Genomic DNA, 13832 nt, shown 5'->3' with positions numbered 1-13832 from the left:
TTTGGAATCGAATGGCTAGTGTTTCCATCCTCACCCGGAGAATGGCGGAGTTGTGTTCAGACCTTAATCGTGTCCGGGTTTCAATTCTTACCCCGGCACTGATGAAATATAAACTGGTGATTTCCGCTGCCAAAGCTAGCCAATACTTATTAAGTATTTCTCATACGTGTCACACCACACTCGCCGGGAAGCCGCATGAACACTAGCTTCCATCTCAATTGTGCTACATTCAGATCCAATTTTACCACTAAAGGCGACCTTTGGCGGATGCGTTTCCTCTCCTTGCTTTCTGTCCTCCTCTTCATCTACGCCTGTTCCCCCTCCCCCGCAAACCCGCACCCGCGGCAGCGCCCGGATGATGAAACACCGGATATAACCCTATATAAGGATAGCAATGCTTACAACGTGGCCCTGCTGGTGACGGACGGTGTGTACAACACCGAATTGACGGCGCCCTACGACATATTCCAGCACACTATCTTTCGTGAAGGCATCCGGCCGATGCGGACTTTCCTGGTCGGACCAAGCCGCGAAGCCGTGACGACCTTTGAGGGCATGCGCATCCTCCCCGACCTGGGTTACCTGACGGACAGCCTGCCGCGCATCGATATCCTGGTCGTGCCCAGCGCCGAACACCACCTCGATACGGACCTGGAAAACGAAGAACTACTCGACTTCGTCCGCCAGGCCGACGCCCAGGCGGAATACGTGACGAGCCACTGCGATGGCGCCTTTCTACTGGCGAAAGCCGGCGTACTCGAGGGCGTGGTGAGCACCACCTTCCCGAGCGACCGCCAGAAGATGCGCGATATGTTCCCCGATCTCGACGTGCGCGACGACGTGCTGTTCGTTCACGACGGCAAGTACATCACGAGCGCGGGTGGCGCAAAATCCTTCGAGGCAGCGCTTTACCTGGCGGAGCACTTGTACGGGGATTCTATCGCCCGATCGCTGGCGGGTGGTCTGGTGATTGATTGGGAGTTGAGCAAGGTACCGCATCTGGTCGTCGAATAAATCTGGCGCAATAAGTGGTAGCATTTAGCCAACAAGCCGTTGTACCCGCAGAACGGCCATCTCAAAGCCGGTCCTTCTCCCCAACCGCCATGCGGGTGCATTGCATGATAACGTCCTGCAAATCCGCGCCCTGGCTATTGAGTGGGTGGATGAATTTGACCAACCCGGCGCGGAGGGCGTAGAGTTTCTCCGCGTCGTCCGTCCGTTCGCCGGCGCGGACCATTTCCAGTTTTACCAGGTGTTCCCGCTTGGCCTGGCGGGGGTTGTAGATCCCGGCCAACTCGCTACACTGGTTGCACGCGCCGTTCTTATTCACGAGGGCGCAACGCTCGTAAAACACCTGGCTCAGCACCTTGCGGCCGTCGTGGAGAAGGTGTTTCACGACGCCTTCACTCATCGACAGCACGGTAGCAATTTCCTTGCGGCCAAAGGCGTACATATCCTTCAGGATCACGGCGATCTGCTGCTCGATTGGCAGCGTCTTCCCGATGCAGGTGAAGCAGAAATCGATGTGCTCGGCCACGTCGTAAGCGCCCCGGCTGTCCTCCACGTGGGCCCGGTAAAAGGCCGTCTGGATGTCGGGTCGGCTTTCGGCCAGTGACCGCGCGCGGTCCTGTGCGTCGAGGGGCCAGGGCTTTTTCTTACGCTGGGCGTCACGCGCCAGGTTGGCGCCGATGCGGAAGACCCACGTCTTCAGCCCCGCCTCGCCGCGGTAGGTTTTGAGCTTGTCGAAGGCCCGCACGAAGGTGTCGTGCGTCAAATCGTCGGCGTCGTGGCGGTCCGCCGTCAGCCGGTAGAGGAAGGACTTCAGTTGGGGTTGGAAGGCCGCGAAGAGCCGTTGGAAGGCATCGATATCGCCCGCCATGGCGGCGGCCAGTAATTCGCTGTCGTTAGTCATTGCGCGGCACTTTGGGGCCAAAGAGATTAAGTGACCGGTCGCGGGCAAATGCTTCGGCGAACATGATCGCGGCGCCGGCCATGGAAAGGTCCCTAAAGGTAGCAATCAGGCCCGCAAAATCTCCCCCGATCAACGTGGGCAGGTGGGTAAGGGCAACGAAGAGGAGCAATTCCAGGGCCAGCAGGTAGCCCGCCAGGCGGTCCTTCCTACCCAGCACGGCGGAGAGAGCGAACAGCAACAGCCCTGCTCCGGCCACGTACACCCACAGCGCGGGCGCCGGCAGCCAGGCGGGTACGTAGGGCAGCGAGAATTCCAGCGGCCCGAAATGAAGGAAACCAAAGACGGCCATTGGGGCGGCGAACATCCATTTTCCAAGTTTAGCAAAAGTGTTCATAGGTATTGATTTGAAGGCACCCACGCGATTTTGGGCGCTCGCGCGGGTGCGGAGTTAAGGATTGAGTGCGGTTGATTGGATGATTAAATGACCGAGAGTGCCCCCCGGTCCGCGTCGATGACGTGGCTGTTGAGGATGGCCCCGGCGTCGGTAGCCAGAAAAGCGATGAGATCACCGAATTCCCGGACGGTCGGCCCCCGGCCGAGGGTGTAGCCACTGGCCATCCCGGCGGCAACGGCTTCCGGGGGGACGCCGGCGGCCTTCGCCTGAAGGGCGGTCGTTTCCTGAATGGTTTGGGTTTCGGGGAACGCCGTCCCGTTCACGCACACGACGCGGATACCGGACCGGCCGTACTCGGCGGCGAGGGTGCGGGTGAGCCCCTCCACGGCGGCGGAGGCAGCGGAGATGGTGGTCATGTTCCCCATTTTGAGGCGGGAGAGACTGGACGTCAGCAGGATGATGGTCCCCGTTTCTCCCCACTCCCGCCACAGCCGGGCGGCTACGCGGGCAGTGAGGAACTGCCCTCCGAGAATCAGGGAGACGTTGCGGGTAAACACATCGAGCTCCAGGCTGGTGGATGGGGTGCCGGAGCCCGCCTCCAACGCCGAGGGGCCTACGCCGTTGAAGACGACGTCCAAGCGCCCGGTCTCGGCCTTAATGCCGCGGAGGAATTTTTCGATGGCGGCTTCGTCCAGGACGTCGACGGTGGCCACGGAAGCATTGGGAGTGATTTCCGCGGCCAGGGTGGCGGCCTTCTCCGGCTCGCGGGCGGAGAGGTGGACGGTGGAGCCTTCGCGGTGGAGGCCCCGGGCGGCGGCGGCGGCCAGCTCACCGGAGGCACAAAAGATGGCGGAGGAAGTGTTGCGTAAGTACATAAGGAATGGTTTTTCCTTACTGACGGATGGGCCTTTCAAAACGGTCGAAACTTTTTTCGGGGGAGCCTTTTTGCGCGCTCTATCCCCCGCTCTGCACCCGCGACAGCGCCCAAATTTTATGAATTTTGCCTGACGTTCTTGAGACATTCGCCCCAAAACTAAAGCGAAAGCAAGGTGTTACCTTTGTGCTTCTTTAGTGAAACGATAGAAAATCTAATCCCCCATGGGCCAACGCCTGATCTACCTCGATAATAACGCGACTACGCCGACGGACCCCCGCGCCGTGGAAGCGATGCTTCCTTATTTCTACGATAACCCCGGTAACGCCGCGAGCCGTAACCACCCCGCCGGGTGGGCCGCCGAAGGTGCCGTGGATATGGCCCGCGAGCAGATTGCCGATTTGATCAACGCCGATACGCGGGAGATCATCTTTACCTCCGGCGCGACCGAGGGTGATAACCTGGCCATCAAAGGCGTATTCGAAATGTACCGCCGCAAGGGTGACCACATCATTACGGTGAAGACGGAGCACAAGGCCGTCCTCGATGCCTGTAAGAAGATTGAAAAGATGGGGGGTAAGGTGACTTACCTCGACGTGGACAGCGAAGGACTCATCAACCTGGAAGAACTCGAAGCGGCCATTACGGATAAGACCATTATGATCTCCGTGATGTGGGCCAACAACGAGACCGGCGTCATCCAACCCATGGAAGCCATCGGTAAGATCTGCGCCAAGCACGGTGTCCTGTTCATGTCGGACGCTACCCAGGCCGTCGGTAAGATCCCGGTCGACCCCCGCAAGACGGGTGTTCACCTGATGGCCTTCACCAGCCACAAGATGTACGGCCCCAAAGGCGTCGGCGCCCTCTACGTGAGCCGTAAGAACCCCCGCGTAAAGGTGACGAGCCAGATGGACGGTGGTGGCCACGAGCGCGGTATGCGCTCCGGTACGCTGAACGTGCCCGGCATCGTTGGTTTCGGTAAAGCCGCCGCCATTGCCAAAGAAGAAATGCACGCCGACGCCGAGCGCCTCAGCAAACTGCGGGACCGCCTGCAGGAAGGCCTCTGTTCCGTCCTCGAAGAATGCTACGTGAACGGCAGCCAGGAGCACCGGATGCCCCACGTGACGAACATCAGCTTCAAGCACGTCGAGGGCGAAGGCTTGATGATGACCTTCAACCAGAACATTGCGCTGAGCTCAGGTTCCGCCTGTACCTCCGCTTCCCTCGAGCCCAGCTACGTTCTCGTAGCCCTTGGCTTGGGTGATGACCTGGCGCATTCCAGCCTCCGCTTCAGCCTCGGCCGTTTCACAACGGAGGAGGACATCGACGCGACGATCAAGCAGGTCGCCGAAGGGGTGACGCACATGCGTGACCTCTCCCCGATCTGGGAGATGTACAAGGAAGGGGTGGATATTGATGCTATTGAGTGGAGTGAACACTAGGGATATGCGATATTTGATATGCGATATTTGATAGCTGATTTAGCTACCGCACGTCTCTTCGGGCTTTGCCCTCACTCGTAGTGTTACCGGGACTTCGGTCGAGTATATCACCCTCAGTACTACCCGACTACCCGACTACCCGACTAAATAACCTTCCTTCCCTAAAAATCGTTATAAGAACTCGCTCTCTCTGAAGAGCACTTAAACTTAAAATCTACTCCCATGGCTTACTCGGAAAAATTGCTGGACCACTTTAAGAACCCACGCAACGTTGGTACGCTGGACAAGAACGACAAGGGTGTCGGTACCGGCCTTGTTGGCGCGCCTGAGTGTGGTGACGTGATGCGTTTGCAGATTCACGTGGATCCAGAAACGAAGAAGATCACGGACGCTAAGTTCAAGACCTTTGGTTGTGGTTCCGCCATCGCCTCTTCCAGCCTCGCTACTGAATGGTTGAAGGGCAAGAGCGTAGACGAAGCGCTTGCCATCGACAACATGGCGATCGTGGAAGAATTGGCTTTGCCACCGGTAAAGATCCACTGCTCCGTACTCGCCGAAGACGCGATCAAGGGCGCGATCAAGGACTACCAGACGAAGAACGGGATGCCCGTTACGGTCGTTGAAAACTCCCACTAATTAGTACGTTGGTGCTTTGGTTCTTTGGTAGCCAAAGCACCAACGCACCAAAGCACTAACTATGTTATTCGTAGCAGACAGCGCAAAAGAACGCCTCCAAGCGATTCGGGAAGCCAAAGGGCTGACCGAGGACTACTTCCTGCGGGCGACCATCCAGAGCGGCGGTTGTTCCGGCCTGACGTACGAGCTCGACTTCGATAACGAGTTGCAGCCCCGCGACCAGGTGTTTGAGGACAACGAAGAGAAGGTGGTCTGTGACCTTAAATCCTTCCTCTACCTCCATAACTCTACCCTTGAATTCAGCGGTGGGCTGGACGGTAAAGGCTTCTCCTTCAACAACCCGAACGCTTCGCGCGAATGTGGGTGTGGGGAGAGTTTTGCGGTTTAATTACCCTGCACCAACAGGCAAAAAGCCCTTTCCTGAAAACCAGGAAAGGGCTTTTTCAATAGATAGCACTACCCGACTACCCGACTACCCGACTAAAAAAACTAACCCATGGACGGCCCCCAGATCAAATTTGAACACTTCCTCGAGCAATTCCCTACCCTCGAACTCCCCGTAGCCTTTAACGATGAGACGGTGCGGACGATCAGCAAGGAAACCCCACCCATCTCCCCGCGCGTCATCGAACAGTTCCTCGTGCCCATTGAGCCCGGCAAGGTGGATGAACTGACGGAATTCGTCGCCTGCCTACGGCTGCCGGAAGCGGATGATTACGCCGGCGTCGTTTACTGGCGGGCGGACCTCGCTCAGTACCACTTCACGCTGGCTACTTTTGACGTGAATACCCAAGAATTGATCGACCGGATGGTGATTGCCGGTACGAGTTACGACGGTGAGGAACTCCTCCAGACCCACGCGCTGATGACGGAGGCGCTGCTGATCTACCAGGTAAGCGGCCAGGGTGGCGGTAAGGATTTTGATTACCAGGCGAGTACGAGTACGGCGCGGCGCTTTCAGTTGGCGGATTCGGGTAAGGTGGTGGAGCTTTAGCGTTGCGAGTTGCGAGTTGCGAGTTGCGAGTTGCGAGTTGCGAGTTGCGAGTTGCGAGTTGCGAGTTGCGAGTTGCGAGTTGCGAGTTGCGAGTTGCGAAAATTAAATTTTTCCGACTTCCTTATCTACAATGCCATGAAAAATATCCCCTTTTCCTTCGTCCTGGATCACCTGGAATCGCTTTCGCCTACGGTGAAGGCGCTGTTCGGTACCCACGCCATTTACGCTGGTAATAAGATCTATCTGGCCCTACGGCTGAAGGACAAATACCCGGAGGACAATGGTATATGGGTGGGGACGGAGGTAGCGCATCACGCCAGTTTGCGAGCAGAGTTTCCGGCGCTTACGCCGTTGAACAGCATTGGGATTAAAAAATGGCTGTTGCTATCGGACCAGGCGGAGGATTTTGAGGAGGTGGCTTATCAGCTTTGCCTCTGCATTTTGGGGGAGGATGAGCGGATTGGGGTGGTGCCTAAAGCGCGGAAGGGACGAAGCTCCATCACTAGGAAGTAATAGGGTCCCGGTTTGCGATGTGGGTCTCTTGAGGAGTATCTTTAGATCATGGCTAAAGACATTTACCACGACCTCGTCAAAGAGGCTTTAGTTATCGACGGTTGGGAGATAACTCACGATCCTTTTCCATTAGATACCGGTCCTAATAGACTTCAAATTGATCTTGGCGCTGAAAAACTAATTGCGGCGACTAAAGGCAAGGAAAAAATCGCCGTGGAGATTAAAAGCTTCATTTCCAAAAGCCAACTGCACGACTTTTACGAAGCTTTTGGTCAGTTCTCCTACTATCAAGAAGCTATTGAACAGCAAGAACCTGACAGAGAATTGTATTTGGCCGTCCCCGCTGACACCTACAGCGAATTCTTTCAAAACCCTATCCCCCAACAACTTATACGCAAGACAAAAGTTAATATTATAGTCTACAACCGTCTCAAACCAACTCTCGTCAGATGGATAAGCGCAAAATAAATTTCGAGCTAGCCTGTGGTGTAGTTGAGCAACTACATAGACATGATCTGAAGGGTCCTAACCCTATTCAGGATGACATGGTAGTGGACCCTATTAGCGGCAGTCTACTTCTGTATTACGACACTTGGAACGAGGAAACTCGCACCTATGGCTGCTATTTGCATTTAAAGGTAGCTGAAGATGGCAAGGTTTGGGTGAAGCATGACGGCACCGATATTGTAGTGATTGACTTGCTGGAGGCAGCGGGAATACCTTCCAAAGAAATTGTTGTAGGATGGCATCACCCTGCTGTTCGAAAAATGACGGAGTTTGCTGAGGGGTAATAAGACCAATTAATGAAGGGGTAAACCAGCAAACCAAACATATCTCGGCGGGAATGAAAGGAGCTCGCCACACTAGTCTACAAGCGGAATTTCCGGCGCATGCGTCCTTGAGTTCTGCCTAGAATGAACAAACACCGGCCGGATTATAACAAATTGAATAAATCCGACCACGTGATCTCTTCATCCTTCGGGTATAAATTCAAATAAAGGGTAGTATCATTTGTGACACCATCAATATGGTATACGGAGTCCAGAGGGTTATTGGTATAGATAAGACAGTCGTTGACGTTTACATTATACCTTAACTCGTAACTGGTATCTCCTTTGATTCGATCATGGTAGTCTCTATAGAAGTTGCCAACATTAATACTGTCGTTAAAGGCGTAGCCAATCATTAATGGCTTTCTCTTATCGATACAAATCTTTTGCCCCTTGAGATCTTCTGGGTCAAGCCATCTCTCCGGCTCATCCCTGTAAATTATTGCTATGCTCATCAAAAATAAGGTCAATATAACGATTGGGAATATCGCTTCTTTCTTGAATCCATTTTTCATAAATGGTTCTATTTGCGGAGAAATTTCATAATACCTTTTAGGAAGTCTGAAGTTGTACCAATATCGAAAAAGAAAAGTTAGCGTAAAATCTTAAGTGCTAAGTCGTCAGTACATAATCAGATCGTCATTTGCTCAACTTGCCTTAAAGCGTAGACGGCGGCAAAAAAACCACCCTAACCTTCCCTACTCCCGAACCACCGAAGTACCATACCACTCCCCACCCCGGCCACTCAGCCGTAGGTAGTAAGCCCCTGCCGGCAAGTCCGCTAAGGAAATCTGCGTATTGATCTGAGTAGCTACCGGCAGCGCTCTTCGCAATACCTGCCGGCCGAGATTGTCCGTAACGGTGAGGTTGAGACCAAGCGCGGCGGGTAATTCTCCCGTAATGGTGATCACATCACTCGTTGGGTTAGGGCTAACGGCCAGCGCCAGTGGCAACCGGTCCTCCTGCACGTCCGTCAGTAAGCTAAAGACGAGGTAGTTCACGTTGACGGCACCATCGACCACCAGGATGCGCAAGCGCTGTGGGCCAGCGGGTAAGGTAACGGCCGGAGCGGACACGGTTTCGTAAGTCTGCCACCCTCCGGTAGAGGGGAAACTGATGTCGTGCAACGTGGTCGCCTCATCATTATCGTCGAGTAACTGTAGGAGAAAGCGCCCCGTGAAGCCGTCGGCCGCAGCCGTGCGGTAATCGACGGAATAAGTCCCCGCCGCGCTCACGTCAACGTTGTAATCCAGGAAATCCTGTGGGTCCAGGAAACCAATATTTTGGGTTCCCCCAACGTCACCGCTGTTCTCTACTTCTACGCCGGACATCCGAAAGAAATCCTCCGCCTGCAGGGTGCCAGGGATGGGGTAGGCCAGGGCAATCCGGTTGTCCACCGGTCGGCAGTTGAAGGGCTGTACAATCAAGTCATCCGTAGCAGCGAGGTCCGCCCCCGTGTAGGTCACGCAAATCACGTCGGCAGACCGCAGACGCGTATCAGTAGCGAGGGTGACCGTACGGGTAGTTCCCTCCGTGAATTCCGCCGCCGTAACGGAGGCAGCTTCACCGTTCACGCTCAGGCTGAAATCTGACGCGCGTAACCCTTCTCTTTTCAAACTCTTGTTAAAAGTCACCCGCACGGAGGTATTCTCTGTGGCTTCCGCCGTCAGGAAATCCGTATCCAACGCGGAGCTGGCTGCCACCCGGGTGAGTTGCATACCGCCGATGTTGTAGCCTCCCTGGTCGATGTACAGCCGAAGCTTCGTATCGACATCGGTTAAGGTCACGTTGCGGAAGGTGGTATTCTGCCAGTTCTGCCAGCCACCCGTAGCACCCGTTGCCAGGGCCTCCACTAACGGTTCTTCTCCACTCCGCAGACTGAGTTGACCACCACCTGCACCAGAGGCCGTCCGGACCGTCACGTCGTACAAGCCGGGTTCCGTGACGTTGATGGCGTACTGCAGCCACTCACCGTCGTCCGTCCAACCTACGTTGAAGCCGTTGTTCAGTTCGGTGTCGGTACAGGGCTCGATGTCCACCCCGTCGTTGCGGTAGGACCAACCATTATTCCAGGCGGTAAAGTCGCCGCCGGTACTGATGCGGTAGTTCGCGTTCTGGGTATCCTCGTAGGCATTACCGAGGCCGCCCATATCGTAATTAACGGCGTGGATAACGCCCGGCACGGCGTGCGTTTCCAGGTAAGGGACGGTCGTAGCTTCCTGGGTCTGGACCAGCAGGGCGTGGGTGACGTCCTGCTGAAATTTTGCGTTCTCCAGTAACGCATTCTCCGTCAGCACGGCGAGGGCATTGACGGCGTCCGTAGCGCTGGGCATTGGCCCGGTACCCGCCCAGTAATCCAGCAGATCCTGGTATCCGGGGTTAAGTTCAACGGAAACGGGACCGGCGATATCGTCAATCTTTTTCCAGGGCCACCAGGCGAAACCGATATTATTATCCTCCAGCAGCTTGGCGGCATCGTGGAACCACACGTTGGAGTTCTCCCCCGTTTCCCCGAGGTAGATCGGGACGTTGTACGTCGCTCCAAGATCGAACATCCATTGCACGCTGCCCTGATCGTTGAAGTTCCAGTATTTGTGGGGGCTGTAGACCATATTGTCGTCCCACGGTGGCGTCAGGCCGGTGAAATCATTCGCAAAGCCGTTGCCTTCAATGAAGATGATGTGGCGGGTGTCCACTGCGCGGATGGTATCGGTGATCCGTCCGTACAATTCCCGGATGGCCACGTTCCCCGGGAGAATATAATTAATCTCATTGATCAGGTCGTAACCAGCCACGGTAGGTTCGTCGGCGTATCGTTCGGCCAGTCGGCGCCAGAGGGCGACCGTTTTATCCTTATTCGCTTCGCTTTCCCAGAGGGAAGGTTTACTCAGGTCGCGGTCCGATATCGCCACGTCGTCACCCTGCCCACCCGGGGCTGCGTGGAGGTCGAGCACGACGTACATATCGCGTGCTTTACACCACTGAATCAGTTCATCCGTGCGGCGGAAGCCTTCTTCCAACCAGGTTTGTTCTCCGGCGATGGGTTCATCTTCAATTGGCGGGGTAAACAAGTTAAAATGCATGGGCAGGCGCACCGAGTTGAATCCGGCCTCCTTCATCTTTTGCACGTCCGCCTCGCGGAAATGGTTATCCCGCCAATTTTGGTAAAAAGTCTCCGCTTCCGCTTCTCCAACCACCTCGGCGATCCGCGCCCGGAGTTGGTGTTGGGTGGGCGCGAAACCAGCCGTCTTCATCATGTAGCCTTCCTGCAGCATCCAACCGCCGAGGCCCATGCCCTTCAACAAATATTTTTCGCCGGCTTCGTTGACGATCCGGGTACCATCGGTACGTAGAAAGCCCTGTGCGCTCACCAATTGGCAGCAAAGGGTGCAGAGAAGTAGAAGTAAAGCTCTTGACATGATCCGACCAGTTATTCCTTAAAAATAACAATATACAACCTGCCCCGTTGGGCGCCGATTCACACCAGCTATTTAACGGGGTAAAGCCAATCAACAATTTTATTGATATCCAAATCCGTGCAGTTCGTTCAAATCCCTTTATACCGGCGGCTGTGGGCGCTGCCGCAGGTGCCAAGCAATAGGAAGAATAAAAAACAAATCCCCCAGCCTACTGATAAGACTGAGGGATTTATAATTCCTAAAAGGAAGGTACCAAGCGAAATTACTTACGCACCACCCGCGTAGTACCCACCGGCGTACGGACGGTATATACCCCCGCAGGAAGCTCGGTAAGGTTCAACTCCGCCCGGCCACCGACGAAGTTACCCTGGCGCAAGGACCGGCCGGTAGCATCAAATAAGGTGTAGGGGACATCGTCTCCGGCGGGGATGGACAGGACCACATTACCCGAAGTCGGGTTAGGGAAGACGCTGAGCCCGGCAACGGCAGCACCGTTCAAACGGGCCGTTCTGATCTCGGAATAGCTTTCCGTGCCGTCTAGATCCGTCTGGCGGATGCGGTACTGGTAGTCCGTACCGAGGGCGGCCGTAAGGTCGGAGAAGGTGTAGGCGGCGTTTTCCTCCGCGCCGGCGCGGGCGGCTACCTCACCGATGGTCGCCCATCCGCGTTGGTTGTCGTCCGTCCGCTCTACGTGGAAGCCGGCGTTTTCGGCGTCCTGGTTGACGGTCCAGTTCAGGCCAATCTCTTTGCCCGTGGGTGCGGCGGCGAAGGTGAGCCACTCAACGGGGAGGGCGAGGGATTGAATACCCGTGACCGCGATGTTGTCCACGAACAGTGGCTGGCCGTAGCCAGCAATGTTCTCTACCTCAACGATGATGTCGCCACCACCCTGGAAGGGAGCCAGGTCTACTTCGATGCAACCTGGGCTGCTGAAGCACCAATCATCCTCGTCCTCGGGCAGGAACAAACCGAATTGCCCGACCCAGTCGGGTCCGGTAGCGAAGGTGCCCTGGCCCAACTCATCACCAAAGAATACCTCGGTCTTCACCCCATTCTGAATGATGGACACCCGCATCTTATCCCGGAAAGTGAAGTTGTAGCGGACGTAAGCGTATTCCAAAGACAGCTTAGGATCCTCTACCCCGTCAATATCGATGGCCGGGCTTTGCATAAAGTCACTCGTGAAGCGACGATCAATCGTACCGTTATCAATTCGGGCGGAGCTGTTTCCAAGCGTACCGTCCGTAGTGAAAAGCTCCCACTCCAGGATGTCGTTCTGGGGGTTGATGAAGGATACGCGGAGATCCTGGTCCTCAAAGTCTTCCCGGAAAAGTACTTCCATGCCACCCTCTTCGGCTACGGTAATGGGCACCTGTGAAGTGCTGGTTCCCGACTGGTTGGTCACCGTCAGGGTAGCCACGTAGTTACCCGGTTGCTCGAATACTACTTCGGGAGCTACTTCCGTAGAGGTAGCGGGCGTGCCGCCGGGGAAGGTCCACTGCCGGGTTTCGATCGTAACGGGCGTCTCGTCGAAGAAGTAATTCGCCGTACCCGCCGCGATGTTGGTGTATACCTTTTCGGGGGCGGCCACGGGTGGCGCACAAGTTTCGAGGCAAGTAAGGGAAGCGTAGTAATCCTGAATAATACTTACCGACGTGGCCGACCAGGTACTCACGCTGGAGACCGAGGGAAACATAATGTGTACCGGTGCACCTGGGCCACTCGGGTCGTGCGGGCAGTTAAAGTTGTGCCCCAATTCGTGGGCCCAAACGTTCCGCAACTGAATACTGCTGCTGGAGAAGTTCTCCAGTACGTTGTAGCGGCCACTACCACAGATGCCGGGTACGTAGGCGATACCGATGGTGCCACCGATAAAGTCCCTACCCGTCCAGAGGGAGGCGACGTCGTAATCACCGGGGATGGAAGAGGGGTTATTGCTCGAGTACACCCGGAAATCGTCGATCAACAAGCTGGCGTTGGTCGTATTGGAGTAGGGGTCAATATTCGTATTGGTGTAGATCGTGGTACTCGTAACGAGGTACTGAATCTCATCGGCAAACTCGTCGTCGTACACGGTCCGAACGTCCGCCAGGACGCCCAGCATGAAGTTCTCCACGCTCGCTACGTCATTGAAGTCTGCGTAGAGCTCGGTATCGGCAACCAGCGCGATGTCCACCCCGAGACAGCCACCGACCAGCGATTTTTTCGTTGGGTCACCCGTAGGTTTTTCGGCAACGAGGCCGGAAACGTCCGTCTCGCAAACATCCGTCCCGCCAGTAACGGCCTTGGTTTCGTCGTACAGCACGTAGAGGTCGCGGTCCGCACCATCCTGAAGGCGCCACAGTGGTTCGAGGGCCATCCGGCGGCCGTTCACTTCGTAGTGGCCGAGGATAAACTGCCGGTCAAAAGTCACGATGGCTTCGCCGCCACCCGTGACGTTGCCGCGGTAGACGGGAGAGTGCAGTGCGGTAGGTCGGGGCGTGCGGGCATCACCATTCAGGGTAACCTGGTAATCGGCCGTCCGCAGTTCCCAGGGAGCGAGGTGGAGGCTGACGGTGCCGGCGGTACCGGCCAGGTCAAAATCGAGCAACCCCGGCGTATCGTTCCAGGCGGCGTAAAGGCCCGCGACATCGAGGCGGACAATTTCGTAGTCGGTGATCTTTCCTTCGAGGGCGGCCGTAGCGTCTACGTCCGTGGCGTCAAAGGTAAAAGCGCGTCCCTGTGCAAAGGCGAGCGTTGGAAGAAGAAGGACCAGTGCAATGATCCCGGATAGCAAATTGCGACCCATACGTGTGTTGATTCAGTTCTGATGAAA

The 13832-nt window shown here is 55.9% G+C and carries 14 protein-coding genes; 8 read left to right on the top strand and 6 right to left on the bottom strand.

Annotated elements, in window-relative coordinates; translation table 11 throughout:
• Window positions 1-267: 267 nt before the first annotated feature.
• A complete protein-coding gene (locus A3850_RS06595; RefSeq protein ID WP_068215083.1) occupies window positions 268-1014 on the top strand; it encodes a DJ-1/PfpI family protein in 747 nt (248 codons plus the stop codon).
• A gap of 61 nt (window positions 1015-1075) precedes the next feature.
• Here the strand turns inward: A3850_RS06595 and A3850_RS06590 are convergent, their stop codons facing one another.
• The 3 genes from A3850_RS06590 to A3850_RS06580 form a co-directional block, all read right to left on the bottom strand.
• Entirely contained in the window at window positions 1076-1912 is an 837-nt protein-coding gene (locus tag A3850_RS06590; protein ID WP_068215082.1) for an RNA polymerase sigma factor, read from the bottom strand.
• Window positions 1905-2306, bottom strand: coding sequence for a hypothetical protein (locus tag A3850_RS06585; RefSeq protein ID WP_068215081.1), 402 nt, complete (start codon window positions 2304-2306; stop codon window positions 1905-1907). The genes A3850_RS06590 and A3850_RS06585 overlap by 8 nt, the downstream gene beginning before the upstream one ends.
• Window positions 2307-2389: 83 nt before the next feature.
• Window positions 2390-3181 (bottom strand): SDR family NAD(P)-dependent oxidoreductase, encoded by a 792-nt coding sequence (locus tag A3850_RS06580; RefSeq protein WP_068215080.1) that lies wholly within the window; start codon window positions 3179-3181, stop codon window positions 2390-2392.
• A gap of 223 nt (window positions 3182-3404) precedes the next feature.
• On the opposite strand from A3850_RS06580, the gene A3850_RS06575 reads away from it, so the two are divergent.
• The 7 genes from A3850_RS06575 to A3850_RS06545 all read left to right on the top strand — a co-directional run bounded on the left by A3850_RS06575 (window position 3405) and on the right by A3850_RS06545 (window position 7559).
• The gene (locus tag A3850_RS06575) at window positions 3405-4625 is read left to right on the top strand and encodes an IscS subfamily cysteine desulfurase (RefSeq protein WP_068215079.1); all 1221 of its coding nucleotides are present in this window, start codon (window positions 3405-3407) and stop codon (window positions 4623-4625) included.
• Window positions 4626-4847: 222 nt separating this feature from the next.
• The gene (gene iscU / locus A3850_RS06570) at window positions 4848-5261 is read left to right on the top strand and encodes a Fe-S cluster assembly scaffold IscU (protein ID WP_068215078.1); all 414 of its coding nucleotides are present in this window, start codon (window positions 4848-4850) and stop codon (window positions 5259-5261) included.
• Between the two features lie 61 nt (window positions 5262-5322).
• Complete coding sequence (locus tag A3850_RS06565) at window positions 5323-5649, top strand: iron-sulfur cluster assembly accessory protein (RefSeq protein ID WP_068215077.1); 327 nt, start codon at window positions 5323-5325, stop codon at window positions 5647-5649.
• 108 nt (window positions 5650-5757) lie between these two features.
• Window positions 5758-6255, top strand: a complete 498-nt coding sequence (locus A3850_RS06560; RefSeq protein WP_068215076.1) for a hypothetical protein — start codon at window positions 5758-5760, stop codon at window positions 6253-6255.
• A 135-nt stretch (window positions 6256-6390) separates the two neighbouring features.
• Window positions 6391-6768, top strand: a complete 378-nt coding sequence (locus A3850_RS06555; RefSeq protein ID WP_068215075.1) for a hypothetical protein — start codon at window positions 6391-6393, stop codon at window positions 6766-6768.
• A gap of 48 nt (window positions 6769-6816) precedes the next feature.
• A complete protein-coding gene (locus tag A3850_RS06550) occupies window positions 6817-7236 on the top strand; it encodes a XisH family protein (protein WP_197494000.1) in 420 nt (139 codons plus the stop codon).
• Window positions 7218-7559, top strand: coding sequence for an element excision factor XisI family protein (locus A3850_RS06545; protein WP_068215073.1), 342 nt, complete (start codon window positions 7218-7220; stop codon window positions 7557-7559). The genes A3850_RS06550 and A3850_RS06545 overlap by 19 nt, the downstream gene beginning before the upstream one ends.
• A gap of 143 nt (window positions 7560-7702) precedes the next feature.
• Here A3850_RS06545 and A3850_RS06540 read toward each other — a convergent pair whose 3' ends face one another.
• The 3 genes from A3850_RS06540 to A3850_RS06530 all read right to left on the bottom strand — a co-directional run bounded on the left by A3850_RS06540 (window position 7703) and on the right by A3850_RS06530 (window position 13805).
• Window positions 7703-8113 carry a hypothetical protein gene (locus A3850_RS06540; protein WP_068215072.1) on the bottom strand — a complete coding sequence of 137 codons (411 nt, stop codon included), beginning with the start codon at window positions 8111-8113 and terminating at the stop codon, window positions 7703-7705.
• A gap of 183 nt (window positions 8114-8296) precedes the next feature.
• On the bottom strand, window positions 8297-11017 hold the full coding sequence (locus A3850_RS06535; RefSeq protein ID WP_082921657.1) for a carbohydrate-binding protein: 2721 nt from the start codon (window positions 11015-11017) through the stop codon (window positions 8297-8299).
• A gap of 262 nt (window positions 11018-11279) precedes the next feature.
• Window positions 11280-13805, bottom strand: coding sequence for a M12 family metallo-peptidase (locus A3850_RS06530; RefSeq protein ID WP_068215071.1), 2526 nt, complete (start codon window positions 13803-13805; stop codon window positions 11280-11282).
• Window positions 13806-13832 lie beyond the last annotated feature (27 nt).

This window comes from Lewinella sp. 4G2, assembly GCF_001625015.1.
In the GTDB taxonomy this organism is placed as follows: Bacteria; Bacteroidota; Bacteroidia; order Chitinophagales; family Saprospiraceae; genus Neolewinella.
Note: the sequence above shows the minus strand (reverse complement) of the source record. Positions and strands in the feature narration are given on the sequence as shown.